We start from the raw sequence: 24,666 nt of genomic DNA on the forward strand, positions 1-24,666 counted from the left end.
GCGCAGCGCCGGGGCGAGCACCCCGGTTCCGAACCCGGCCGCCGTGTGCAGCACGAGCTGCCCCGGCTGCCACGTGCCCGTCGCCGCGAGCCCCGTCACGAGGGATTCGAGCTCCGACTCCGGCACCGCCAGGATCACGAGCTCGCTTCGCTCGACGACGGCTTGCACCTCGAGAATCGGCACTCCCGGCAGCATGGCCTCAGCGCGGTCCCTACTGTCAGCCGACACCGCGCTGATGCCGACGATCGCGTGACCAGCACCGGCGAGAGCGGCGCCGAGCACCGGACCGACCCGGCCGGCCCCGATGATGCCGATGCCGAGGCGTCCGTCGCGGGTGGTCACTGGGATGGCTCCGGCGCGGCGACCTCGTGCGCCCGCCAGTGGTGGCTGGTGTCGGAGGTGCCGGAGCGCACCGCGGCAGCAGCGACGGTGTCGAAGAACCTCTCTGCGTCGGCGTGGTCGAGCGCGCCGAGCGCTGGCGTGATGGGGCCGGCGACGGTGTGCACCTTCACGGCGGCGAGACGCAGCTGGCGATAGATCGGGCCGTCCTCGATGACAACGCTCTGCATCCTGGCGAGGGGAACGATGACGAGCTCGCGCCAGATGGCGCCCTTACGCAGCAGCACCGTGTCATCCAGGAGCGCGAAGCCGTTGCGTCGCCAGGAGAACCATCGGATCACCGCGGCACGGCGCGGCGACGTCGTGAACCCGTCGTCGCCGCCCTTCGACTCGATGCCACGCTGGAGTAGCGCGAGCGCCTCCTCGCCCGAGAGCCCCGGCAGCACGAGGGCGAGCACCCGCATGACGTCGCCGCGGTCGCCGACCGGCAGGATCGTCGTGTTTCGCTGTCCGCTGCCATCGGTCGTCGTCGACTTCGTCGCGCGGTTGACCTTGATCTCCCACCATCCCGGTATGCGCCACAGCAGCGGCTGGCTCACCTGCACGGAGTGGATGCGGCCAGGGGGAAGGGTGTCGTTGCTCGTCGAGAGAAGGCCGTGGCCGATGCGGATTCCGTCGGGCGTGCCGGCAATCGTGTACCGCAGCGAGCGGGTGAATCGCGACCAGTAGTAGCTGGCACCACCGATGATTCCCGGCACGATGGCGAACAGGAAGAATGCCTGACCCGTGAGAGAGGTGCTGATGATGACAGCGACGACGATGCCGAGCACCATGAGGGTGAAGCCGCTCAGCAGCAGCGAGCCGATCACGCGACCGAGGTTCATGGTGACGACCGACTCGAGGGGAGCCTCGTGCGGGTCGAGCTCCGGGGCGAGCAGCTCAGACACGCGCTGCCCGACGACGCCGTTGCCATTCGTGACGGCCTCGGCCGTGGCTGCTGCCGCCTGAGTTCCGGAGGCGAGGCGAAGGATCTCGCGCCGGAGGTCATCCGCGGCCGCAGACCCGAGGTAGTCGAGCTGCACGTTCGCGTCCTGTCCGGCGACGTTGACCTCGAGCTTGGCTGCGCCGAAGAGACGAGCGATGAACGGCCGAACGATGTTGATGCCCTGGATGCGGTCGAGGCGCCCCTTGCGGTGCGTTCTGAACAGGATGCCGCTTCGCACCTCGACGACCTCGTCGGTGATGCGGAAGGTGTGCATGCGCCACGAGACATAGAAGCCGGCGACGAGCAGAAGGAGGAAGCCGAGCACGGCGACCGCGATGATCCAGAACGCAGTGTGGCCGAGCAGCCACGAGACCGGGTCGTCATCGCCGCGATCGCCGCCGACGAGGGTCTCTATGAAGGCGTCGCGCAGGTTGTACAGGCCGAATCCGATGATGGCCACGAGGGCGATGCCGCCCTTGAGCAACGGGGTTGCGGGATGCAGCCGGTGCCACTCCCCGTTGGCGAGACGCGACACCACTGGCGGCGCCACGTGGCTCACAAGCCGGCCCTTCTGCTTTCGGCGAGCGCGACGAGGGTGTCTCTCAGCTCCTCTGCGACCGCCTCGGGCAGGCCGGGGATGACCACCCCGGTCGCTGCCGCCGCCGTCACGAGCTTGAGCTCGCTGAGCCCGACCGCCCGCGCGAGGGGCCCGCGGTTGATGTCGACGAGCTGCATGCGGCCATAGGGAACCGCGACGACGCGCGTCCACATGATTCCGCGGCGGAACACGAGGTCGTCGTCACGGAGGGCATAGCCGATCGCGCGCACCCGGCGAGGGGTCAGGGCCACCATGAGCAGCGAGACGGCACCGACCGCGATCGGCGGAATCCAGCCAAGCGACCAATCGAAGACAACCAGAGGCACGAACGAGATCGCCGTGAGGATGAGGCCGGAGATCAGGTAGCCGACCAGATCGACCACGATGTACTTGGGGGAGACGCGCTGGTAGTCGATGGTGCTCACACCCGACACCCTACGACACCGTGCGGTCGGGCAGGCCCGGCCCAGAACCCTCGTCCTCGGGGGGAAGCGTGCACATCTTCTCGGCGACGAGACCACCGGCGAGCAGCATCGCAGCCCCGACAAGAGTGACCGCCGCCATGGTGACCGATCCGGCCGATGCAACGACAGACCTCGTCAGAAGGAAGATGAGCACCGAGATGGCGACGCCGGTGAGGATCGCCCCGGTGAGACTGGATGCCTTGGCCAGCAGCACGATTCGCGTCGCGTAGAACGGGTCGACCCGCGCACCCACGACTCCACGCGCAACCCGGAAGACCGGCAGCGCCCCCAGCACGACCAGCACGCCGATGAGGCCGAGAGCGACGCCGAGGGTGATCGGCGGCACAAGGCTCGGGCGGCCAGAGCCAACGAGGATGAGCTCGGTGAACCACCCGGCGACAACGCCAATTGCCGCAAGCGCGATAAGCGGAGATGCCCTCGTGGGTTTCACGACAGCCTCGCTGCCAGCTCGCGCACCGGGCCGAGGCCGGGGATGACGGCGTCCGGCTCGATCTCGAGCCACGGCTCGAGCACGAAGCTGCGCTCGGCAGCCCGAGGATGCGGGATCGTCAGGCGGTCGGTCGCCACGACGATCTCGCCGAACACGATGATGTCGATATCAAGTGTGCGGTCGGCCCAGCGCTCGCCACGCACGCGCCCGAGGTCTGCCTCGATCTCGTTGACGGCGTCGAGCAGCTCGACCGGAGAGAGCAGCGTCTCGATGGCGACGACGGAGTTGAGGTAGGCGGGGGCGTCGGCGTCGGGGCCGCTCGGCGTGAGCGCGATCGACTCGCGGGCGGTCGAGGCTGCGACGAGGTCGACCCCGGGGACGTCGGCGATGCGTCGAACTGCCTCGGTGAGCGCGCCGTCGCGGTCACCGAGATTGCTGCCGAGCGCGAGCACCGCGTGGGTCATGGCCTCGAGCGCAGGATCGTGACAGCGACATCGGAGAACGGCACGCTGATCGGCGCTGAGGGCTTGTGCACCGTCACCTCCACCGTGCGAACGGGCGCGTGCGCGAGCGCAACCCCGGCGACGCGCTCCGCCACGGTCTCGATGAGATCGACCGGCTCGGTCTCCACCGACGCCACAACCTCCTCGGCCAGCTCGCCGTAGTGCACGGTGAGGTCGAGGTCGTCGCTCGCGGCGGCCGCCTCGAGGTCGAGCCAGATGGTGACATCGATGATGAACACCTGGCCGGTGCGGCGCTCGTGCTCCAGCACTCCGTGAAAGGCCGAGGCCCGAAGCCCCGTCAGGGTGATGCGGTCGGTGTCGCTCACGAGGCAGCACCCCGCTCCCAGGCCTCCCAGACATCGAGCGTTGCGCGCGTGGAGGCCACGTCGTGCACGCGCACGGCCCAGGCTCCCGCCTGGGCGGCAAGCGCGCTGATCGTGGCCGTCGCGGCGTCCCGCCCGACCGGGTCGGCATCCGGCTCGGTGAACGGCGAGAGGAACCTCTTGCGCGACACACCGACGAGCACCCGGTGCTCGAGCGTCGCCAGCTGGTCGAGGTGGCCGAGCAGCGCCCAGTTCTCCTCCGGCGTCTTGCCAAAGCCGATGCCGGGGTCGACGATGATGCGGTCGGGGTCGGCACCCCAGATGATGAGCTCTGCGATGCGGTACTTGAGGTCGTCGCGCACCTCGTCGACGACGTTGCTGAAGCTGCCCGTCTCGTGGCTCATGTCACGCCAGTGCATGGCCGCGTAGTCGACGTCGGAGGCGGCGATGAGCCGAAACATCTCTGGATCGGCGAGGCCACCCGAGACATCGTTGACGGTGCTGGCACCCGCCTCGATCGCGAGCGCGGCCGTCGAGGCGCGCATCGTGTCGACACTCACACTGACCCCCCGCTCGACAAGGGCGGAGACGATCGGCAGCACGCGCTCGTGCTCCTCGTCCTCTGCAACCCGCTCTGCGCCCGGTCTCGTCGACTCCCCTCCGACGTCGATGACATCGGCGCCGCTCTCGCTCAGTTCAAGCCCGTGCTCTATCGCCTCATCGAGGTCGTTCCAGCGACCACCGTCGCTGAAGGAGTCAGGAGTGACGTTGAGGATGCCGAACACCCTCGGTCGTTCTCGCACAGCAGTTTCAGTCATTGGTGCTACCTCGCCCGATCAGTGACATGACCCCCGCGCGGGCAGCGGGCTCGCTGAGCGAGCCGCGCGTCGCGAGCGTCACAGTTGAACTCTTCGCCTGGCGCGCCCCTCGGGCAGAGACGCAACCATGCACTGCATCAAGGATGACAAGCACACCCTCCGCCGCGAGCCCCGCATCGAGCGTGTCGGCGATCTCCTCCGTCAGGCGCTCCTGCAGCTGGGGCCGCGAGGCGAGGGTCTCGACCACGCGGGGAAGCCGGCCGAGCCCGACGACTCGGGTGCTCGGAACGTAGGCGAGGTGGGCGATTCCGACGAACGGCAGCAGGTGGTGCTCGCAGATCGAGCGGAACTCGATGTCGCGCAGCAGCACGAGCTCGCCTCGCTCGCCCTCGCCGAGCTCTACCGTCTCGGCGAGGTGGTCGAGCGGATCCTGGTCGAGGCCGGAGAAGAAGTCGCCGTAGGCCTGCGCGACCCGCTGCGGGGTCGACGCGAGACCGGGTCGCGACGGGTCCTCGCCGATGGCAGCGAGGAGCTCGGCGACCGCCGCCTCGATGCGACGTGTGTCAATAGCCATGCCCGGGGTGCCTTAGCCGTCGGCGACTAGGCCGTCGCGATGCCGGGCGTCTTGCGGGGCCGCGGGGTGCGCGGCTTCACCGGTGGCTCAGAGCCGACGCCGCCGTCGACTGCTCCGGAGTCGATCGGGGCCTTCGTCGCGATCTTGATGGGAGGGCGGTCGGAGAGCGGCCGCGTGTCGCTCGAGAGCCACTTCGGGCGCTCCGGCAGCTTCTGCACCTTCTCGAAGATCTCGGCGAGCTGAACGTGGTCGAGGGTCTCCTTCTCGATGAGCTCGCGTGCGAGCTGGTCGAGAAGGTCGCGGTTGGTGTTGAGCACCTGCCATGCCTCGTCGTGCGCCTGCTCGATGAGCGCGCGCACCTCGGCATCGACGGTCTCTGCAACGCCGTTGGAGAAGTCGCGTCCACCGCCCATGTCGCGGCCCATGAATGGCTCGCCCTGCGCCTGGCCGAGCTTGACGGAGCCGATGCGGGCGCTCATGCCGTACTCGGTCACCATGCGGCGAGCCGTTGCCGTCGCCTTCTCGATGTCGTTGGATGCCCCGGTGGTCGGGTCATGGAACACGATCTCCTCCGCGACGCGGCCGCCCATCGCGTAGGTGAGCTGATCGAGCAGCTCGTTGCGCGTGACGGAGTACTTGTCCTCCAGCGGAAGCACCATCGTGTAGCCGAGGGCGCGACCGCGGGGAAGGATGGTGACCTTCGTCACCGGGTCGGTGTTGCGCATCGCCGCGGCCGCGAGAGCGTGTCCGCCCTCGTGGTACGCCGTGATGAGCTTCTCTTTGTCGTTCATCAGGCGGGTGCGTCGCTGGGGGCCGGCGATGACGCGGTCGACCGCCTCATCCAGTGCGCGGTTGTCGATGAGCTGCGCATTGCTGCGCGCGGTCAAGAGGGCTGCCTCGTTGAGCACGTTGGCGAGGTCTGCACCCGTGAAGCCAGGCGTCTTGCGCGCGAGCACCTCGAGGTCGACGCCCTTGGCGAGCGGCTTGCCCTTGCCGTGCACCTCGAGGATCTGCTTGCGGCCCTGCAGGTCTGGCGCGTCGACGCCGATCTGGCGATCGAAGCGGCCGGGGCGCAGCAGGGCGGGGTCGAGCACGTCGGGACGGTTCGTCGCGGCGATGAGGATGACGTTGGCGTTCGCGTCGAAGCCGTCCATCTCCACGAGCAGCTGGTTGAGCGTCTGCTCCCGCTCGTCGTTGCCGCCGCCGATGCCGGCGCCGCGGTGGCGGCCGACGGCGTCGATCTCGTCGATGAAGATGATGGCCGGCGCGTTCTGCTTCGCCTGCTCGAACAGGTCGCGCACGCGGCTGGCGCCGACACCGACGAACATCTCGACGAAGTCAGAACCGGAGATCGTGTAGAACGGCACTCCCGCCTCACCGGCGACAGCACGGGCGAGGAGGGTCTTGCCGGTTCCGGGAGGGCCGTACAGCAGCACGCCCTTCGGAATGCGGGCACCGACAGCGAGGAACTTGCCTGGCTCCTTGAGGAAGTCCTTGATCTCCTCTAGCTCCTCGACGGCCTCGTCCGAGCCGGCCACATCGGCGAAGGTGACCGTTGGGGTCTCCTTGCCGACAAGTTTGGCCTTCGACTTGCCGAACTGCATGACGCGAGACCCGCCGCCCTGCATGCGAGAGACGAGGAACCAGAAGATGAGCCCGATGATGACGAAGGGAAGCAGCAGGCCGAGGAACGACAGCAGCGCGTTGGGCTGCGGCACCTCATCCGTGTACTCCTTGGGATCAGCGGAGGTGACGGCTTTCACGATCTCCTCGCCGCGCGGGGCGACGTAGTAGAACTGCACGAGCTTGCCGTTGTCGCCGTCGGCCTTAGTCAGCGTGAGGTCGACGCGCTGGTCGCCGTCGATGATCTTGGCGTTCTCGACCTTGCCCTCCTCGAGCAGCTCGAGGCCGTGCTTGACCGAGACCTCCTTGAATCCGGGGAGGCCGGTGAAGAAGCTCAGGCCGAACAGGATGCCGATGACGGCAAGGGCGACCCAGAAGACAGGTCCACGGAGAATTCGCTTGATGTCCATTTGCTCCGGGCGGTCTTGGCCCGGCACCTTCCTGCTGAAGAAACCTGCTGCAAGGTTAGCGGCAGGTCGCTGGATGAATACCGGATGTTCGCCTACGGGGTAACCCCATCCACCCCTCCCCCTGCGTTCGCAAAACAGGAAGGTGCGGGACTGACGTGGGCAGAGTTGCCCGTGTGACCACTTCATGGAACATGAGGCCCTCTGGCCACTCGCATTCCTGCTTTACGAAACGGGCGGAACGGGCGAAACGGGCGGAACGGGCGAGGCGGAGGGGGGCTCGTGGGTGCGGGCTACGAGTACACGTGGGGCGCGAGCACGCCGATGCCGCGGAGGTTGCGGTACTGCTCCGCGTAGTCGAGGCCGTAGCCGATGACGAAGGCGTTGGGAATCTCGAAGCCCTGGTACTTCACATCCACCTCGACCTTGGCCGCCTCCGGCTTGCGCAGCAGGGCGACGATCTCGACCGACTCCGCGCCGCGCGTCTCGAGGTTGCCGCGCAGCCACGAGAGGGTGAGGCCGGAGTCGATGATGTCCTCGACGATGATGACGTGGCGGCCGTGAAGGTCGGTGTCGAGGTCTTTGAGGATGCGCACGACGCCGCTCGACTGGGTGCTGCTTCCATAGGAGGAGACCGCCATCCAGTCCATCTCGATGGGGATGGTGAGCTCGCGGGCGAGGTCGGCCATGACCATCACCGCGCCGCGCAGCACGCCGACCAGCAGCGGCTTGGTGCCCGCGTAGTCCACCTCGATGCGGCGGGCGAGCTCTGCGAGCTTCCCGTGGATCTGCTCCTGCGTGAGGAGGATGCCGTCAAGGTCTGACTCGATGTCGCTGAACTCCATCGGTCTAGTCTGCCGCTTCGAAGACCAACAGGCCTCCTTCTCGGTAAACCCGCACCCCCGGGAGGTCGATCGGCCCCTGCCCGTGCCAGTCGGTGACCAGCCTGGCGACCTCGAGGGTGTGCGCGCGACTGAGCGAGACGTGGAACTCGCCGTGCACCGCGAGGCGGATGAGCCGCTGCCGCAGCGCCGCGGGGTTGGAGGCCAGGGCGCTCACGGGCAGCGAGATGCCGGCCTCGGCGATCTCGGCGAGCTCCTCGACGATCTCCTCAGCGAAGTGGTCGAGGGCCTCCGCGTCTTCGCGAAGCTGGTCCGCGGTGCGGGCGAGAGCCTCGGCGACACCGGGGCCGAGCTCTGCCTCGAGCACGGGCAGCACCGTCTCGCGAACGCGAACCCTGGTGTAGGTGTGGTCGCTGTTGTGGGGGTCGATCCACGGCGTGAGCCCCGCGTCGGCACAGGCCTGCACGGTGGTCGATCGCCGGATGCCGAGCAGCGGGCGCCGATACAGTCCCGTCACGGCGTGCATGCCCTGCAGGCTCGCGGCACCGCTGCCGCGTGCCAGGCCGAGCAGCACCGTCTCTGCCTGGTCGTCGAGGGTGTGGCCGAGCAGCACGGCGGAGGCGCCCTCGCGCCGTGCCACTGCGGATAGCGCGGCATACCTGGCATCGCGGGCGGCGGCCTCCGGCCCCCCTGCCGTGCCGACATCGACGGCTGTCACGACCACCGGGTCGAGCCCGAGCTGCCGTGCCTTGTCTGCCGCGGCGGCGGCAACGGCCGCCGACCCGTCTTGCAGGCCGTGGTCGACGATGACAGCACCCGCGCGCCCCGCCGCCTCGAAGGCCGTCGCGGCAGCGAGCGCGAGCGAGTCGGGCCCTCCGCTGAGGGCGACGAGCACGAGCCCGTCGGCCGGCAGCAGCGCGCGAACCGCACGCCGCACGTCGGCGATTGGAGGCGTCAGTCGGGGGCGAGTGGTCATCCAGTAACGTTATTCCAGCATTCAGACCAGCAGCAGTCACCGATCAAGGAGCAGCCAATGGGCGCCTACAACGCCGTCATCGAGATTCCCAAGGGAAGCAAGGTCAAGTACGAGGTCGACCACGAGACCGGCCGCCTCGCCCTCGACCGTGTGCTGTTCACCGCGTTCGGCTACCCCACCAACTACGGCTTCTTCGATGAGACCCTCGGCCTCGACGGCGACCCGGTCGACGTGCTCGTGCTGCACGACGAGGTCTTCTACCCGACCTCCCTCGTGTCGGTGCGCCCGGTCGGCGTGTTCAACATGACCGACGACGGCGGCTCTGACGCCAAGGTCATCGCCGTGCTCGCCAAGGACCCGCGCTGGGAGTGGGTGCAGGATGTCAGCGACATCCCCGAGTTCCAGCGCAAGGAGATCGAGCACTTCTTCGAGCACTACAAAGACCTCGAGCCGAACAAGTGGGTCAAGACAGAGGGATGGGGCGACGCAGCCGAGGCGGAGGCGATCATCCAGGCGGGCATCGCGGCGTTCGTGCCGGCAGCGCACTAGCGCTCACTCGTCCGCGAGGAGCGGCAAAATGGGCACCCGGCGACGCTGGGTGCCTTTTTTGCGCACCTCGACGCCGGGTCGCCGACGCGGGGCCGACTCAGCCCAGCGAGATTCCCTGGTTGCGCATGTACGGCACCGGGTCAGTCACGACACCGTTGATGAGCACGCCGAAGTGCAGGTGGCATCCGGTTGCTCCGCCGGTCGCACCGATTCGCGCGATGTTCTGGCCGGGGTCGACGTAGGCACCACGGGCGACCAGCAGGCCGCCGTTCTGGATGTGGCCGTAGGCCGTGGAGACTCCGCCGCCGTGGTCGATCTGGATGTAGTTGCCGTAGATGCCGTTGTAGCCGGAGTAGGTGACCACTCCGCCGTGAGCGGCGTAGATGGGGTTGCCGCAGGAGGCGGCGATGTCGGTACCGAGGTGGGTGTTGCATCCGCCGGGGCCGCAGCGGTGGCCGAAGCCGCTCGAGATCCAGCCGCTGGCAGGCCGTGCCCATCCGCTCGCCGTGATCTGTCCAGCGGCGAGGGCGGCTGCCGCGGCGGCAGCACGCACGGCGACGCCCTTCGCGTAGTCAGCCTCGGTGGCGGCACGGCGCTCGCTGAGCACGACGAGCTGCGCGTTGAGCTGGTTCTGGTACTGCTGCTGGGCGGCGAGCGCGGCACCAGCGGCGTCGGCCGCAGCCTGGGCAGCTTGGAAGGCGGCCTCCGCCTCGACGCGCAGCTGCTCGCGGATGTCTTTCGCGACGTTCGCCTGGTCGGTCAGCGACTGGGCCGACTTCTGGTCTTGCAGCGCCGTCTCGTAGACGGTCGCGCTCTGCTCGGTGAACTTGTCTGCCATGCCGTAGCTGTAGAGCAGGTCGTCGGCCTCGCTCGCGTTGACGAACAGGGTGGTCGTGACATCGCCGTTGCCGCCGCGGTAGAGCTGGGCGACCATCTCGCCGGCTCTCGCGATCGACTCCTCTGCCAGCTGCTGAGCCTCATCGGCCTGCATCTGCAGCTCGTCGGCCTTGAGCGCCTGCTCCTGGAACTTCTGGTCGGCCTCCTGGTAGAGCGCGCCCTTGGCCTCTGCCTCTGCCTGGGTGCGCTCGACCTCTGCCTGCAGGCTCGCGATGAGCGCGGTGATCTCGGCGATCTTCGCCTTGGTGGCTGCCTCGCTGTTGCGGGCTGCCGCGACCTCGGCCCACGTCGGGTAGTCGACGGCCCATGCGGGCGACTGGTTGACGAGCGAGATGGTGAAGACGAGAACGAACGCGGATGCCGCAGCAACGATCCGCGCGCCGAGCGAGCGTGGCATAAGGCGCAGCAGGCCTGCATTCGCCCCGTGTGTCATGGCCATGGAATCCCCGTATCGCGCCGTTTGTGTGTGCGGCTTCGCGAGTGCGAATTCACACCAGTAACACTGTTAACTCGCACAACACTAACAAGTCGACCTTCAATGTGCACTTGAACCTAGCCGCACGGCGATTCGTACCGCGGTTCATCCGTGGGGTTTCGCATAATGGGCGGTTTTGTATTTCGCGAGCAGCACCCTATGCTTGTCCCTCGGTAGCTATGGCGTCTTGTGACTGCATGGCCCCATCGTTTAGTGGCCTAGGACGGCGCCCTTTCACGGCGTTAACACGGGTTCGAATCCCGTTGGGGTCACGAAAACACACAGTTTCATAGTTAGGCCCTGTAGCGCAGTTGGTTAGCGCGCCGCCCTGTCACGGCGGAGGTCGCCGGTTCAAGTCCGGTCAGGGTCGCAAGGTTCGGCTTCTCCCCGGAGGGGTCTAGCCGGTTTGGCTCTGTAGCTCAGTTGGTAGAGCGCACGACTGAAAATCGTGAGGTCACGGGATCGACGCCCGTCGGAGCCACCACGAGAAGCCCCTGCTGCTGCGGGGGCTTTTGTCGTCTGGCCCGATCAGGCCATCGAACCGGCGTGCACGTCGGCAGAACTCGCCGAGCGCGTGCGCGCCTCGAGCCGCGCGACGTGGGTGGCTGTGCGCAGGAAGCTGTCTGGGTTGAGCGAGATCGAGTCGATGCCCTGCTCGACCAGGAACTCCGCGAACTCTGGATAGTCGCTCGGCGCCTGCCCGCAGATGCCCACCGGGATGCCAGCACCGTGCGCCCCGCGAATCGCCATGCCCACCATCTCCAGCACCGCCGGATCGCGCTCGTCGAAGAGCGCCGCCAGCTCGCCGGAGTCGCGGTCGACTCCGAGGGTCAGCTGAGTGAGGTCGTTCGAGCCGATCGAGAATCCGTCGAATCGGGAGGCGAAGTCACCGGCGACGATCACGTTGGAGGGGATCTCGCACATCATGTAGACCTCGAGGCCGTCGGCGCCGCGCTCGAGCCCGTGCTCTGCCATCACCGCCAGCACGCGGTCGGCCTCCCCGACAGTGCGGCAGAACGGGATCATCACGCGGATGTTGCGGAACCCCAGCTCGGATCGCGCCATGCCGACGGCGCGGCACTCGAGCGCGAACGCCTCACGGTACCGCGGGTCGTAGTAGCGCGACGCCCCACGGAACCCGATCATCGGGTTCTCCTCCATGGTCTCGAAGTCGCGCCCCCCGATGAGGTTGGCGTACTCGTTCGACTTGAAGTCGCTCATTCGAACGATGACGGGCTTCGGGTGGTAGGGCGCAGCGATCTTCGCGAGCCCGCGGGCGAGGGTGTCGACGAAGTAGGCCGATCGGTCGGGCCACGAGCGGGTGAGCTCGTCGATCTGGGCTCGATCGGCGGCGCTCGTGATCTTCTCCGGGTGCACGAGCGCCATGGGGTGAACCCTGATGCCTCCGCTGATGATGAACTCCATCCGCGCGAGGCCGACGCCGGCGGCGGGCAGGCGCCACCACTGGAAGGCGGCGGCCGGGCTCGCGATGTTGACCATGAGGCGCGTCTTCGTCTCCGGAATCGCACCGAGGTCGATCTCCTCCCGCTCGAACGGCAGGATGCCCTCGTAGATGCGGCCCTCCTCGCCCTCGGCACAGCTGAGCGTCACCTGCTGCTGGTCGCGCAGCACCGTCGTGGCGGTGCCGGTGCCGACGACCGCGGGCTTGCCGAGCTCTCGACTGACAATCGCGGCGTGGCTCGTCGTTCCCCCGTGCTCTGTGATGATGCCAGCGGCACGGGACATGATCGGAACCCAGTCGGGATCCGTCATCTCTGTGACGAGAATCGCGCCATCGCGGAAGCGCGTGATCTCCGCTGGGTCACGAATGACGCACACCTCGCCGGTGGCGATCCCGTCGCCGATCGCCGCGCCGGTCAGAAGCAGCGGCCCGGTCTCGGTGAGCCGGTTGATGGTGAACGACGAGACCGACTTCGTCGCCTGCACGGTCTCTGGCCGCGCCTGCACCAGGAACAGCTCGCCCGTCTGCCCGTCCTTCGCCCACTCCATGTCCATGGGGTGCCCGTAGTGGTTCGCCACACTCACCGCCCAGCGTGCCAGCTGAAGGACGTCGGCGTCGCTGAGCACGACGGCACCGCGTTCCCGCGGCACGGTATCGATCATGCGCGTGCGGGCGCTGCCCCCGCGGCCGTAGACCATCTTCCGCTCCTTGGCACCGACGGTTCGCTCGATGATCGGCGAGACCGATGCGTCGTCGAGCAACGGGGTGAACACCTTGTAGGTGTCTGGATCGACGAGTCCCTGAACGACGAGCTCGCCAAGGCCCCACGCGGCGCTGATCACGGCGAGGCGCGGGAAGCCGCTCTCGGTGTCGATCGAGAACATCACGCCCGACGCACCGATGTCGCTGCGCACCATCCGCTGCACGCCGATGGAGAGGGCGACCGACAGGTCGTCGAAGCCCTTGAGCTGGCGATAGGTGATCGCGCGATCGGTGAAGAGCGAGGCGAAGCAGCGCTGGCAGGCATCCAGTAGCTGTCGCTCTCCGACGATGTTGAGGAAGGTCTCCTGCTGCCCGGCGAAACTCGCATCGGGGAGGTCCTCTGCTGTCGCGCTGCTGCGCACGGCCACGGCCAGGTGGGCGATTCCGCTGCGGTTCGCAAGCTCGTGGTACGACGCCCGGATCTCATCGGCCAGATCAGAGGGAAAGTCTGCGACCATGAACGCCTCGCGAATCTCTGCACCGGCGACCTGCAGGGTGACACGGCCGCTGCGATAGGCGTCGAGCTCTGACAGGATGCGCGCCTCGAGCCCGTTGTGCGCCACGAACGCCCGGTAGGCGTCGGCTGTCGTGGCGAACCCGTCGGGCACCCGCACGCCCTCGCGGGTTAGCCCGGTGAGCAACTCGCCAAGCGAGGCGTTCTTCCCGCCGACGAGCGGAACGTCTGCGACACCCACCTCGCTGAACCACTTCACTTTAGACATAGGGATCCCTCTCCTTACCTCGGTGAAAGACACGACCGGTTACATCGGTCGGCCAGATCCGCACCCAGCGGAGCTTGAGGGTCGGAATCCACGTGGTCAGCCGCAGGGCGTCCGCGGCTGTCACATCGGCAGGCGACTCGACCCACGCCGCCGTGCCCTTGACGACGACGCTGTACGCCGCCTTGTCGTCGATGGCGTCGATCTCGAGAGCAACCTGCGGCGTGGCCTTGAGGGCGAGGAGCTTCGACCCTGGCGCCGTGCGGAAGAAGATCTTCGCGCCGTCGACGGCGAAGTTGATGGGGAAGATGTGGATCATGCCCTCGTGCAGCACGGCGAGGCGGCCGAAGCCGTGTGACTCGAGGGCCTCCCAGCAGAGGTCGGTGCTCATCTCGCCGACGACGCCGCGGATGTCCGCTCTCGAGAGCACGTCGCTCGCACTCATGGCCATGCGCGTTTCCTCCTCGCGGCCAGTCGATCCTCGTTGGTCAGTGGATCTCTCGCCCATCGCTCGGCATCCACGCAGTGATCCCCACGCCGCGCGCGCCGGCGTCACAGGGTCGAAGGTCCCAACGGCGTCGAATCGCGGGATGTGCTCCCGCGCGCAGGCGGTCACCATCGCTCGACAGGTGGGCGGGTCGATCGAAACAGGCCGAGAAGCACGAGCACGAGGCCGATCTGCGCCAAGCCGGCAACAAGGTAGATGACCTGGAGGACGCTGAACGGGATGTAGACCATCTGAACGAAGATCCAGATGACAGTCGCATACGCCGCGATGACCGCAGCGAGCATCGACCAGCGACTTCGTCGCACGAGGAGGACGAACGCCACGAGGTTCGTGCCGCCGAGGACGGCCGCCAGCACGATCCCGGGAATCAGATAGCTGTCGAACGGGGAGTTGCTCAGATAGGCGGTGGGCGGGGTGAGGAGCGTGCTCCACTGCGGCTGCAGCGCGCCGACGACCAGCACGGCCCCGCCGGCGAGCGCCGTCAGCGCGACGGCGACCTCCAGCACACGGAGAATGCCCTCGACCACTCGCGCCCTGTCGGTCATGGCAGCCTCGTGGAGTCGATCCGCCCTCGACGCGCGACGTGCGCGTGCCCCGCTGGCATGCCAGCAGGGCACCGTTGGCCGACGTTCACTTGCCCGTCGTGATCGCGACCTTGCGCGGTGACGGCGACCCGGTGAAAGGCACCGTCACGGTCAGCACTCCCTTGTCGAAAGTCGCGCTGACAGCCTCCTGCTCAGCCTGCTCCGGAAGCGCGATGCTGCGGTAGAAGCTGCTGCTGCTCTCTCGCGTGACGTACTTCTTCTTCTTGTCCTCCTCGCGCTCGTGCCGTTCTGCCTGGATGACCAGGGCGCCCTTGTCGACGTCGACGCTGATGTCCTTCTCGTCGTAGTTCGGCAGGTGCGACTCGATCACGAGCTTGTTGTCGTCTTCCGTGTAGATATCGGTCGTCGGCAGCTTCGTGCCCTGGAAGGCGCGGAGGAACCCGTCGTCGAAGATGTCTTTCCGAATGGTGTCCAACCCGAGGAACGGGTCGAATCGAACCAGATTGCGTGCCATTGTCATGCTCCTTGTCTCATGCCGCCGAGACGGCGATTGAATTGACGACCTTCGTCACGTTCGGCGACGACCACGCGGCGTGCTCGGCCTGGAGCCGCTCTGCCCACGACGTGACTGTTCCCGTGAGCTTGACGCGCGTGCCGTCGACCTCGACGAAGATGTGGTCGGCGTCGACGTTCGCGTTGCGCACCAGCGCCGCCCTGATCTTGCTCGCCGTGTCGACGGCCGATGCACGCGGGGCGAGGGTGATGCGGTTGTCGACGTGCGCGACGCCACGGATGTGCTCGACGGCCCGTCGGGCGGCCTCCCTCTCGAAGTTCCACTGCACCTCACCGGTGAGGGTGACGACGCGCTTCTTGACCTCCGCGTGGACGGTGGCAGGAATCGTGGTCGTGTGGGAGAGCGCGCTCTGCGCCGCCATGGCGATGTCGGTGTCGCTCGCCGTCATCCGGGCGTTCTCCGCATCGGAGACCATGTCGTCCACGACCGCCCTGACCCCGCGCACCCGGAATGCTGCGCGCTCGGCGGCCTTGCGCTCTGCGTAGCCGTCGACCCTGCCCGACAGCGACACCACTCCGTCCTCCACCGACACCCCGATGCTGGCGGCATCGACGTCAGGCGACCATTCCAACTCGGATTGGACCGCGGCCTGCACTGAGGCATCCGACCGGGTCTTTGTTTCGACTTTCATTTCTTTCCCTTCTCGTGGCGCGCATCCCGCGCCGTTCCACGGTCTCTCTCTGCCTCGGTAGACGGGAGGGTCGAAGGTCCCGTGCTGTCGGAAGCGCCGCGACGGATGACGGCGACCGCGCACGGAAGCGCTGCGGCCACCGACTCACTGACCGATCCGAGAAGCATCCGGGGCAGTCCGTGCCGGCCGTGGGATCCGACCACGAGCATGCGAGCCCCCCGAGCCGCCGTCGAGAGGGCCTCGGCCGGAGTTCCGAGGACGACCTCTGAACGGATCTCCAGGTCGGGGTAGGTGCTCGAGAGCCCCGCGATCGCCTCGGCGAGAACCAGCCGGTCGGACTCGGTCGGCTGGATGTAGTTGAGGTACGGCTCCACAAGTCCCCATGGCTCTGGGTGCGACAGGGCGTAGATGGCAGTCAGCGGCTCCCGATACCGGTCGGCGAGCTGAGCGGCGAACTCGACCGCTCGGTCGGAGTCGGCCGAGCCGTCGATGCCTACGACGACTCCCGATCCGGCATCCTTCGGCTCATGAGGAACCACGACTACCGAGCATGGCGCGAGCCCGGCGAGTCTGACCGTGCGCCTGCTCGCCGAGTGGCCGGGCTCCCGATGGGAGCCGATCACGAGCAGGTTGGCCCGGCCGGCTGCCTCGATGAGCTCTCGTGCCGGGGCGCCCATGCGCACGTGTGCTTCGACGGCAAGTCCTGGCCGCGCCTGCTTCACCTGCTCTGCCCGGTCTCGAAGCTCCCGCTCCGCCGCCAGAAGCGCGGATTCGGTGTAGCTGTCTGGCACGTCGCTCATCGTGTCGTCGACGACGTGAACGAGTTCTACGGTGTCTGATGCCGCCGTGGCGTGCTCCATCGCCCAGTCGATGGCGGGGTGACTATCGGCAGTGGCACTGACGCCTGCAACGATTCTCATGGTTGACCTCCAGTGGGGTAGATATGCAATTCACGCTGCTCCGCAATCGCGCATCTGGTCAGGGTCGAAGGTCCTACGAGGACCTTCGACCCTTCAGAACCCTCCTCGCAGAGGGGATCGTTGGCTGGTGATCTCCGCCACGCACCAGCAGGCACCACCCGCGGCGCCGTCTCTCATCGTGCGTGGGGCACGGCTGGCGAAGCAGTATCCCTTCGTGGCGCTGACGCTCCTCGTTGGCATCGTCACCGCGCTGCTGCTGGCGACCCCCTGGAGTCCGTTCGCTCCCGTGCTAGCAACGTGCTTCACGGTGTTCATGGCCGCGCGGGCGGCCGTGTCGATGCTGCGCTCCCTCCGGTCTGGCAGTTGGGGCATCGATGTGCTGGCGATCAGCGCCATCGCGAGCACCGTCGCGCTCGGCGACTACTGGGCCGCGCTGGTCGTCGTCTTCATGCTCACCGGCGGAGAGGCCCTCGAGCACTTCGCCGAGCATCGCGCGCGGGCAGAGCTGCGATCCCTCATGAGTCGAGCGCCTCAGCTGGTGCACCGAGAGCTCAACGGCGCGGTCGTCGACGCGGGTGTCGACGAGGTACAACCGGGCGACACTCTCGAGGTGCGCCCGGGCGAGGCAGTGCCTGTCGACTCCACGGTGCTCTCCGAGGGCGCCGTGTTCGACGAGTCATCCATCAGCGGCGAGAGCATGCCCATCTGGCGGGCGCCCGGATCGACCGTTCTGAGCGGTGCCGTGAACGGAGGATCGCTGACGAGGATGCGCGCGATAGCCACGGCGAAGGACAGCCAGTTTCAGACAATCATCGAGCTCGTGCGCCGTGCCGCCGACAGCAAGGCACCGATGGTGAGGACCGCGGATCGCGTGGCTGTTCCGTTCACCATTGCAGCCTTCGCGATTGGCATTGCCGCCTGGGTCGTCTCCGGCGACCCGGCGCGACTCGGCGAGGTTCTCGTCGTCGCGACTCCGTGCCCGCTCCTGATTGCCACCCCCGTTGCCCTCATCGCGGCGATGAGCAAGGCCGCGTCGTTCGGGATCGTGGTGAAGAGCGGTGGGGTTCTCGAACAGCTTGCCCGCATCCGCACCGTCGCATTCGACAAGACAGGCACCGTGACGCGGGGCATCCCCCGCGTCGACCGGATCGAGCCAGCAGACGGACACGCAGACGAGGAGGTGCTGAGCGTCGGGGCGTCCCTCGAGTCCCACTCCGCCCACGTGCTCGCGAGCGCCATCGTCGAGGAGGCCATTCGACGAGAGGTCGCACGCATTGCCGTCACGTCGGTGCAGGAGCAGACCGCCCTCGGCATCGATGGCGAGATGGCAGGCATGCGCGTTGCCGTTGGCAAGCTCGAGTTCGTGGCAGGCGAGCCCGCGGGCGAATGGCCGCCGCTGGTCGCCGGCGAGATGGCTGTGTACGTGTCGCGAGCGGATCGTGTGCTCGGCCGCATCGTGCTCGCCGACCAGGTGCGGAGCGAGGCTGCAGAGACGATCTCCGGTCTGCGCGAGCTCGGGATCACGCAGCTCGCCATGCTGTCCGGCGACTCACCCGAGACCGCGGAGAGAATCGCCAGCGCCGTGGGAATCGGGCAGGTGCACGCGGGACTCATGCCAGCCGACAAGGTGGCGAGGATGGCGCAGCTCACCCCGCGTCCGGCGCTCATGGTCGGCGACGGGATCAACGACGCCCCCGTGCTCGCCGCGGCTGACGTCGGGATGGCGATGGGGGCTCGCGGCGCCACCGCGGCCAGCGAGTCCGCCGACGTTGTCGTTCTTATCGACGACCTGCGTCGCGTGCCGGTCGTGATCAGACTCGCCCGACGCACCCTCCGCATCGCCTACCAGAGCATCGGGGTGGGAATCGGAATCAGCGTCGCCCTCATGCTCGTGGCCTCGACCGGCGTCATCCCCGCGATCCTCGGTGCAACCGCTCAGGAGGTGGTGGATGTCATCGCGATCCTCAACAGCCTCAGAGCTGGCCGCGCTGCCGCCGGCGATCCCGTCGCCCGCACCTGACCGCCGTCTGCCACGGCCCCTGAGTGCTAGTGCTCCGACCCGTTGGCAAGGGGAACCTCCCAGCGCAGCACCGTTCCCCCGCCGTCGCGCGGCGTCGTCGAGAAGGAGCCGTTCCTCATGGTGGCCCTGCGCTCGAGGTTGGCGGTTCCGCTGCGACGGGTGGGCGTGGCCGGGATCCCGATGCCGTCATCCTCGATAACCACGACCACCGTGCCGTCGACTGCGGACACCGACACAGAGACGGCCGTGGCCTTCGCGTGCCGCACGACGTTGCTCAGCCCCTCGCGGATGACAGCCACAACGTCATCAGAGAGCGAGTTGTCGACCATGATGTCCACCGCGCCGGTGAACGTGATGCTGGGTGACTCGGGAAAGAGCTCTGCCTGTTCTCCGACCAGGTCGATGACGCGGTGGCGCAGGGTCGGCGACGTCGCATCGGCCTCATTGGCGAGAGTGAAGATGGCCGTTCGTATCTCCGAGATGGCGAGGTCGAGTGCGCCGACCTCCTGGGCGATGCGCGAGCTCGCAGCCGGATCGGGGATTGCGCCCGCGGTGGCCTGCAGACTCAGCCCGGCCCCGAACAGGCGCTGGATCACGGTGTCATGCAGGTCGCGGGCGATTCGCCCCCTGTCCTCGAGTATCGCGACGCGCTCGCGATAGGAGCGCATCGATGCGATCCTCAGCGCCACGCTCGCCTGCGCGGCGAACTCCGACGCCATGTCGAGGTCGGCAGCAGAGAACGACGGCCGGTTCACCGCACGGGAGATGGTCAGCACGCCCCTCGGGGAATCCGCCGAGATCAACGGGATGGCCATCGTCGGCCCGAACGACACCTGAGGATCCACCCGACTGACCAGGGTGGCGCCAGAGAGCACCGGCTGACCACTCTCGTATGCCCTGCCAGCGAGGGTGCCGTCGGAGTCGAACTTCATGCCCTCGAACGCGCCGGCTCGCTCGCCACGAGCCACCTCGATGGTCATCACGCCGTCCTTGGAGGGGGTCGCGATGCAGACCAGCTCCGCGTCGGCAAGCACGGCCACTCTGTCAACGAGGATCGCGAGCGACTTGCCTTCGTCTTCTGACAGGAGTGCCGCGGTGACCTCTGCTGAGGCAGAGGCCCACTGCTGCCGCCGCTGGCTCTCGGCATACAGCCGCGCATGGTCGATCGCCGCTCCGGCCGTGTCCGCGAGCGCGACGAGGAGCTCCTGGTCCTCCTCCGTGAAGGCGCCAGCCGAGCTCTCTGCGAGATAGAGGTTTCCGAAGACCTCACCCCGCACGCGCACCGGCACCCCGAGGAAGGTGTGCATCTCTGGATGCCCCGCCGGAAACCCGATCGACCGCGGGTCGGCGCTCAGCTCATGCAACCGGATCGGCTCCTGCTCGTCGATAAGAGCACCGAGTAGTCCGCGGCCCTCTGGCAGGTGCCCGATGCGCTTCACCAGGTCATCGGGCATGCCGACGTGGATGAACTGCGCGAGGGTTCCGCCTGCTGCCGTGACTCCAATGGCCCCGTACTCGGCGCCGACGAGCTTGGTGGCGGCCTCGACGATTCGCCGAAGCACGGCAGGAAGCTCGAGTTCGTTGGCCACGAAACGACTTGCCGCAAGAAGGCTGCGCAGCCGACCCTGGGTCGCCAGCACGTCTCCTGCCACAGAAACCAGGCGCTCGACGACATGGTCGAGCTCAGATCGGGGACCGTCGGGAAATGCGATCCGCACCTCGTCGTCGGTCATGGTGACCTCTCACAGAATGAGGACTTTTGGCCCCTGCCTCGGCGGCCAACTTTTGGCAATCATTTCACAATCGACGAGAGGAGGGGAGGGGTTGTGCGCAGGCTAATTATTGGATTCGACGGGTCTGGACCGAGCAGGTCTGCCTTGTCGTGGGCTCTCAAAAGAGCTGATCGTGACCAGTTTCCCGTCGTGATCGCTTCGGTGGCCGACGAGGAATGGGGGCAGCTGGGCACGGACTACGCTCACGAGCAGACACGGAAGGCAGCGGAGCTTCTGCACGACGCCGCAGTGGAGGCAGGCGCATCCCATCCCGCACTCTCTGTCGAGACGCGGTTGCTGCACGGTAGCCCAGTGCGAGCGCTGACCGACCTCTGCACGCCTGAGGACCTGATTGTGGTCGGAACCCACAAGACGGGATACCTTCGGGGCCGAGTGCTGGGAACGATGAGCATCGTCGTCTCTGCCACGGCCGACTGCGATGTGGCGGTCATCCCCCATGAGGATTTCGCCGGCCGCAGGGGCGTCGTGATCGGCGTGGCGCCTGGCCAGGCGGCAGCCGCAGCCGTCGTTGCGGGGGCGATCGAGGCGGCCAAGGACAACCACGAGCTCACCCTGGTGCGGGCCGACGAGCGGGGGCGCAGCGCGTTCTCGACCCAGCTGCTCGCCGACGCCGTCGCGCAGGCGGCAGAGGCGGCGTCGAATCTGGTGATTCGAAGCAGGTTCTCGCAACGGCATCCGGCGGATGCGCTTCTGGACGCGAGTCGTTCTGCGGCACTCCTCGTACTGGGAGCCTCGCGCGTGCCTCCGGAGAATGCTGCATTCATCGGCTCGCTCTGCCACGAGGTGCTGCTCAACATCAATTCGCCGGTGCTCGTCGTTCGCACCTGACCGTCGCCGCCGGGTGCGGGACCTTCGACCCTGTCATCGTCGAGCGGCGCGACCGACGATGGTGGGGAATTCGAGGAGGGTGGCTAGTGGAGAAGCTGATAGTGGCCGTCGACGGCGGTCCGGCAAGCAGGTCGGCACTGGACTGGGCGATCGCCCGCGCTCGCACCGAGAAGTCGCTCATCGAGCTGACCACTGTCGTCGGGGTCGACTTCACCCTGCCGTCGGATGACGGCGAGGCATACGAGCGCGTGCTCAACGAGGCACGGGACACCGCGCAGTCCGCCCTCCCCCACAGCACGGTCGAGACCTGTGTGCGCTACGGGATGGCTCCCGACGCCCTCATCCGGGCCTCGATCCGGGCGGACCTGCTCGTCATCGGGGCGAAGAAGCCCTCGGCGCTCGCCGGCGTCACCCACGCTCCCCTATCGCAGCGGGTCGCCGGCCGCGCCTACTGCCCAACGGTGGTTGTGCCTGTTGGCTGGACAGCGACGACGGGGCCGATCACTGCCGCCTGGTCAGATGACGAGGCCTCGGAGCTGGCCCTCGACGTCGCTGCACGAGAGGCGAGCCGTCAGCACCGTGGACTTCGCGTGGTGCACGGATGGGAGCCGCCCCGCCCCGTTCCCCTGGAAGGCCCGCCGTCCGAGGCCCTGATCGACGAACTCTCGCGCGCCGAGGCGGACGCGCTGTCGAGGGCGGCCGGTCGCATCCGGCTAGCCTTCCCCCACCTCGACGTGGCCGAGGTGCTGCGCATGGAATCCCCGGCGACGACCATCATCGGCGCCGCGAAGGACTCCTCCCTCGTAGTCATGGGGTCGCGGGGGCGCGGTGCGATCACCTCCCTGCTTCTCGGCTCGACGAGCCATGCCGTGCTTCGCGCTCTCCCCTCGCCCGTTGCCGTGATCGCCCACCACGACGACCCCGTCGACGTGTATCCGGAGCTGCTGGACGAAGACCTCATCTGACCCGGCGAGCCGACCAACCACAAACAGCAACTCAGGGAAGGAGACAGCCCATGGCAATGGAACCCATAGCGGGACGATTCGCCGACAAGACAGCGCTCGTCACGGGTGCCGGATCCGGAATCGGTCGCGCAACCGCGGTGCGACTCGCCAAGGAGGGGGCCCGCGTCATCGCGACCGACATCAGCCCGGAGCGCCTCAAGCACCTCCGCGACGAGCTTGAAGGGCTCAGCATCCGCACCGTGCTCGGTGACGTGACCGCGCAGTCCACGGTCGAAGCGCTCATGGAGGCGGCAGACAACCACGTCGACGCGCTCGCCAACGTGGCAGGGATCATGGACGGCTTTCTGCCGTCCGCCGAGATCGACGACACCACCTGGCATCGGGTGATGGACGTGAATCTCACCGCGATCATGCGCCTCACCCGCGCGGTGGTGCCGTCGATGGTCGCGGCCGGCCACGGATCCATAGTGAACGTCACGTCGGAGGCCGGACTGCGCGGATCTGCCGCGGGAACGACCTACACGACCTCGAAGCACGCGCTCATCGGATTCACCAAGAGCACCGCGTTCTTCTACACGCCCAGCGGTGTGCGCTGCAACGCCGTCGCGCCCGGCGGCGTTGCCACCAACATCGAGGCACCATTCAAGTCGCAGTTCGCCGGCGAGCGCCTCGGCCCGTTCCTGCAGGTCACCGTGCCGCCGATCGCCACGTCGGAGGAGCTCGCCGCAGCGATCACCTGGCTGCTGAGCGACGACTCGACCAATGTCTCCGGTGCGGTGCTGGCAAGCGACGGCGGATGGGCGGCCATCTGATCCACCGTCGTCACGCCCAGAACTCGGCGAGGTCGCTGGCTCGGGCCGCGCCCTGGGCGTGCCCGGCGCGAGCCGCGGGCGCCCGCGCCGACAGGTCCATGGGGTTGTCGCCGAACGCCGCGAGTGCGTCGTCGTCGGGAAAGACCGTCTCGACCGCGCTGCCCTCGGCCCGCAGCGCGTCGACCTGTTCGGCGAGATGCGTGCCCCAGTGCCGTGGATGCCGCGACCGGCCGCCGAGCGGGGACAGCACCAGCACTCGCTCGTATCCGGCGGCCAGATCCGCGTTGTCGGCGTTGGTGCGGTAGCCGCCGTCGATGTAGTGGATGCCGCCGATGGCGTAGGCGAAGCCGCCGGCGCAGCTGGCTGCGACCGCGTCTGCGAGTGCGACCCCGCTCTCGCGGTCGAAGATGACGGGCTCGCCGGTGCGGGCATCCATGGCGGTGAGTTGCACGCGGTGGTCTGGCCAGCTCTGGCTGGGTAGTCGAGCCGCGACGGTTGCGCGCCAGCGCTCCTGCGCGGCGGGGTCGGTCGAGGCGTGCAGCCCGAGAGCCGAGGCGCCCGCCCGTCGACGCATGTCGGTGATGCCGGTGGATTCGGCGATCACCCGGTTGGTTCGCTCCAGGTGGTCGAGCATGGATCCGGCGCCGCCCAGTCGCTGCGGCACGACCGCAGCGACGGTCTGCGCGAGCAGGTCGCCAGCGCCAGCTGCGGTGAGCTGGGCCGCGGCTGTTGCCCCCGCGGAGGTGCCGATGATGAGGTCGGCCGTGGTGACATCCAGGCCGCGCTCGGCGAGACCGGCGACGACGCCGATGAGCCAGGCGTTGCCGGCGGAGCCGCCGCCCCCGAGAACGAGGGCGCGACGGGATGAGGGAGAAGTGTTCACGGGAGGTGCCTTTCGCACAGTGCGTGGCGGGCGCTCCTGGCGGTGACTAGATCAGTCGCGCGTTCGTCGACCGCGGGGAGCACCCGATGTGGATACTGCGTTCATGGGTGTCACCTCCAGAGGGTCGATTGCGTTCTGGCGACGGTAACACGGTGATGGTAGGCGGGCAACGAGGGAGCCTGACGTTGATGTAACGCGAATCGACCTTCCGGAGCAGCCGAAGATCGATGTGCGTTACATGGATGACGATCCCGCGCCGACGATATATCGTTAGGTATCGCCCATTCCCACCCCGGGGTCGGGTGAGGAGGAGACGATGATACGTACTTCACCCCTGGGAGACCTGTTCGGCGGCGTGGGGGGCGGGCACGGCCGGGGCGCCCCGCACGCCGCGGCCGACTGGGCCGGCGCCACTGCCTG

25 protein-coding genes and 3 tRNA genes are annotated in these 24,666 nt (G+C 67.8%); 8 read left to right on the forward strand and 20 right to left on the reverse strand.

The features are described from left to right. The 11 genes from AC14A7_RS08975 to tilS form a co-directional block, all read right to left on the reverse strand. On the reverse strand, positions 1 to 342 hold a 342-nt coding region (locus AC14A7_RS08975), incomplete at its 3' end, for an NAD(P)-binding domain-containing protein (RefSeq protein WP_484008271.1). Then, a complete protein-coding gene (locus tag AC14A7_RS08980; RefSeq protein ID WP_484008273.1) occupies positions 339 to 1,883 on the reverse strand; it encodes a PH domain-containing protein in 1,545 nt (514 codons plus the stop codon). The genes AC14A7_RS08975 and AC14A7_RS08980, both read right to left, overlap by 4 nt. Further along, complete coding sequence (locus AC14A7_RS08985; protein ID WP_484008275.1) at positions 1,880 to 2,347, reverse strand: PH domain-containing protein; 468 nt, start codon at positions 2,345 to 2,347, stop codon at positions 1,880 to 1,882. Before AC14A7_RS08985 ends, AC14A7_RS08980 begins: the two co-directional genes overlap by 4 nt. A 10-nt stretch (positions 2,348 to 2,357) precedes the next feature. Continuing rightward, positions 2,358 to 2,837, reverse strand: a complete 480-nt coding sequence (locus tag AC14A7_RS08990) for a DUF3180 domain-containing protein (protein ID WP_484008277.1) — start codon at positions 2,835 to 2,837, stop codon at positions 2,358 to 2,360. Further along, positions 2,834 to 3,301: a 2-amino-4-hydroxy-6-hydroxymethyldihydropteridine diphosphokinase gene (folK, locus tag AC14A7_RS08995; protein ID WP_484008279.1), complete on the reverse strand. Its 468-nt coding sequence runs from the start codon at positions 3,299 to 3,301 to the stop codon at positions 2,834 to 2,836. The genes AC14A7_RS08990 and folK overlap by 4 nt, the downstream gene beginning before the upstream one ends. After that, the gene (gene folB, locus AC14A7_RS09000; protein ID WP_484008281.1) at positions 3,298 to 3,666 is read right to left on the reverse strand and encodes a dihydroneopterin aldolase; all 369 of its coding nucleotides are present in this window, start codon (positions 3,664 to 3,666) and stop codon (positions 3,298 to 3,300) included. The genes folK and folB overlap by 4 nt, the downstream gene beginning before the upstream one ends. Beyond that, complete coding sequence (gene folP, locus AC14A7_RS09005) at positions 3,663 to 4,481, reverse strand: dihydropteroate synthase (protein WP_484008283.1); 819 nt, start codon at positions 4,479 to 4,481, stop codon at positions 3,663 to 3,665. The genes folB and folP overlap by 4 nt, the downstream gene beginning before the upstream one ends. Further along, on the reverse strand, positions 4,474 to 5,055 hold the full coding sequence (gene folE / locus AC14A7_RS09010; RefSeq protein ID WP_484008285.1) for a GTP cyclohydrolase I FolE: 582 nt from the start codon (positions 5,053 to 5,055) through the stop codon (positions 4,474 to 4,476). Before folE ends, folP begins: the two co-directional genes overlap by 8 nt. Before the next feature lie 26 nt (positions 5,056 to 5,081). Next, a complete protein-coding gene (gene ftsH, locus AC14A7_RS09015; protein ID WP_484008287.1) occupies positions 5,082 to 7,088 on the reverse strand; it encodes an ATP-dependent zinc metalloprotease FtsH in 2,007 nt (668 codons plus the stop codon). 290 nt (positions 7,089 to 7,378) lie between these two features. Next, a complete protein-coding gene (gene hpt, locus AC14A7_RS09020) occupies positions 7,379 to 7,930 on the reverse strand; it encodes a hypoxanthine phosphoribosyltransferase (RefSeq protein ID WP_484008289.1) in 552 nt (183 codons plus the stop codon). Positions 7,931 to 7,934: 4 nt separating this feature from the next. Next, positions 7,935 to 8,903, reverse strand: coding sequence for a tRNA lysidine(34) synthetase TilS (gene tilS / locus AC14A7_RS09025; RefSeq protein ID WP_484008291.1), 969 nt, complete (start codon positions 8,901 to 8,903; stop codon positions 7,935 to 7,937). A 57-nt stretch (positions 8,904 to 8,960) separates the two neighbouring features. Here tilS and AC14A7_RS09030 point away from each other — a divergent pair, with 57 nt between their 5' ends. After that, the gene (locus AC14A7_RS09030) at positions 8,961 to 9,452 is read left to right on the forward strand and encodes an inorganic diphosphatase (protein ID WP_484008293.1); all 492 of its coding nucleotides are present in this window, start codon (positions 8,961 to 8,963) and stop codon (positions 9,450 to 9,452) included. 97 nt (positions 9,453 to 9,549) lie between these two features. On the opposite strand, the gene AC14A7_RS09035 is transcribed toward AC14A7_RS09030, so the two are convergent. Continuing rightward, complete coding sequence (locus AC14A7_RS09035) at positions 9,550 to 10,788, reverse strand: peptidoglycan DD-metalloendopeptidase family protein (RefSeq protein WP_484008295.1); 1,239 nt, start codon at positions 10,786 to 10,788, stop codon at positions 9,550 to 9,552. Positions 10,789 to 11,023: 235 nt separating this feature from the next. Here AC14A7_RS09035 and AC14A7_RS09040 point away from each other — a divergent pair. The 3 genes from AC14A7_RS09040 to AC14A7_RS09050 all read left to right on the forward strand — a co-directional run bounded on the left by AC14A7_RS09040 (position 11,024) and on the right by AC14A7_RS09050 (position 11,308). Next, positions 11,024 to 11,096 (forward strand) — tRNA-Glu (locus AC14A7_RS09040). A gap of 24 nt (positions 11,097 to 11,120) precedes the next feature. Beyond that, positions 11,121 to 11,194 (forward strand) — tRNA-Asp (locus AC14A7_RS09045). Positions 11,195 to 11,232: 38 nt separating this feature from the next. After that, positions 11,233 to 11,308, forward strand: a tRNA-Phe gene (locus AC14A7_RS09050). 44 nt (positions 11,309 to 11,352) lie between these two features. On the opposite strand, the gene ppsA is transcribed toward AC14A7_RS09050, so the two are convergent. The 6 genes from ppsA to AC14A7_RS09080 all read right to left on the reverse strand — a co-directional run bounded on the left by ppsA (position 11,353) and on the right by AC14A7_RS09080 (position 16,945). Then, positions 11,353 to 13,770 (reverse strand): phosphoenolpyruvate synthase, encoded by a 2,418-nt coding sequence (ppsA, locus tag AC14A7_RS09055; RefSeq protein ID WP_484008297.1) that lies wholly within the window; start codon positions 13,768 to 13,770, stop codon positions 11,353 to 11,355. After that, a complete protein-coding gene (locus tag AC14A7_RS09060; protein ID WP_484008299.1) occupies positions 13,763 to 14,218 on the reverse strand; it encodes a pyridoxamine 5'-phosphate oxidase family protein in 456 nt (151 codons plus the stop codon). The genes ppsA and AC14A7_RS09060 overlap by 8 nt, the downstream gene beginning before the upstream one ends. A gap of 161 nt (positions 14,219 to 14,379) precedes the next feature. Further along, complete coding sequence (locus AC14A7_RS09065) at positions 14,380 to 14,820, reverse strand: hypothetical protein (RefSeq protein WP_484008301.1); 441 nt, start codon at positions 14,818 to 14,820, stop codon at positions 14,380 to 14,382. Between the two features lie 85 nt (positions 14,821 to 14,905). Continuing rightward, the gene (locus tag AC14A7_RS09070; RefSeq protein WP_484008302.1) at positions 14,906 to 15,334 is read right to left on the reverse strand and encodes an Hsp20/alpha crystallin family protein; all 429 of its coding nucleotides are present in this window, start codon (positions 15,332 to 15,334) and stop codon (positions 14,906 to 14,908) included. A gap of 16 nt (positions 15,335 to 15,350) precedes the next feature. Then, entirely contained in the window at positions 15,351 to 16,025 is a 675-nt protein-coding gene (locus tag AC14A7_RS09075) for a BON domain-containing protein (RefSeq protein ID WP_484008304.1), read from the reverse strand. Then, positions 16,022 to 16,945, reverse strand: a complete 924-nt coding sequence (locus AC14A7_RS09080) for a universal stress protein (RefSeq protein WP_484008306.1) — start codon at positions 16,943 to 16,945, stop codon at positions 16,022 to 16,024. The genes AC14A7_RS09075 and AC14A7_RS09080 overlap by 4 nt, the downstream gene beginning before the upstream one ends. A 127-nt stretch (positions 16,946 to 17,072) precedes the next feature. On the opposite strand from AC14A7_RS09080, the gene AC14A7_RS09085 reads away from it, so the two are divergent. Further along, positions 17,073 to 18,965, forward strand: a complete 1,893-nt coding sequence (locus AC14A7_RS09085; protein ID WP_484008308.1) for a heavy metal translocating P-type ATPase — start codon at positions 17,073 to 17,075, stop codon at positions 18,963 to 18,965. 26 nt (positions 18,966 to 18,991) lie between these two features. Here the strand turns inward: AC14A7_RS09085 and AC14A7_RS09090 are convergent, their stop codons facing one another. Further along, complete coding sequence (locus AC14A7_RS09090; RefSeq protein ID WP_484008310.1) at positions 18,992 to 20,698, reverse strand: sensor histidine kinase; 1,707 nt, start codon at positions 20,696 to 20,698, stop codon at positions 18,992 to 18,994. On the opposite strand from AC14A7_RS09090, the gene AC14A7_RS09095 reads away from it, so the two are divergent. The 3 genes from AC14A7_RS09095 (at position 20,639) to AC14A7_RS09105 (ending at position 23,363) form a co-directional block, all read left to right on the forward strand. Then, entirely contained in the window at positions 20,639 to 21,586 is a 948-nt protein-coding gene (locus AC14A7_RS09095) for a universal stress protein (protein ID WP_484008312.1), read from the forward strand. The genes AC14A7_RS09090 and AC14A7_RS09095 overlap by 60 nt on opposite strands. An 86-nt stretch (positions 21,587 to 21,672) precedes the next feature. After that, on the forward strand, positions 21,673 to 22,551 hold the full coding sequence (locus tag AC14A7_RS09100; protein ID WP_484008314.1) for a universal stress protein: 879 nt from the start codon (positions 21,673 to 21,675) through the stop codon (positions 22,549 to 22,551). 56 nt (positions 22,552 to 22,607) lie between these two features. Then, positions 22,608 to 23,363 (forward strand): SDR family NAD(P)-dependent oxidoreductase, encoded by a 756-nt coding sequence (locus tag AC14A7_RS09105; protein WP_484008318.1) that lies wholly within the window; start codon positions 22,608 to 22,610, stop codon positions 23,361 to 23,363. Positions 23,364 to 23,373: 10 nt separating this feature from the next. Here the strand turns inward: AC14A7_RS09105 and AC14A7_RS09110 are convergent, their stop codons facing one another. Next, positions 23,374 to 24,246, reverse strand: coding sequence for a patatin-like phospholipase family protein (locus AC14A7_RS09110; RefSeq protein WP_484008316.1), 873 nt, complete (start codon positions 24,244 to 24,246; stop codon positions 23,374 to 23,376). Positions 24,247 to 24,666 lie beyond the last annotated feature (420 nt).

The organism is Conyzicola sp. (assembly GCF_057073975.1).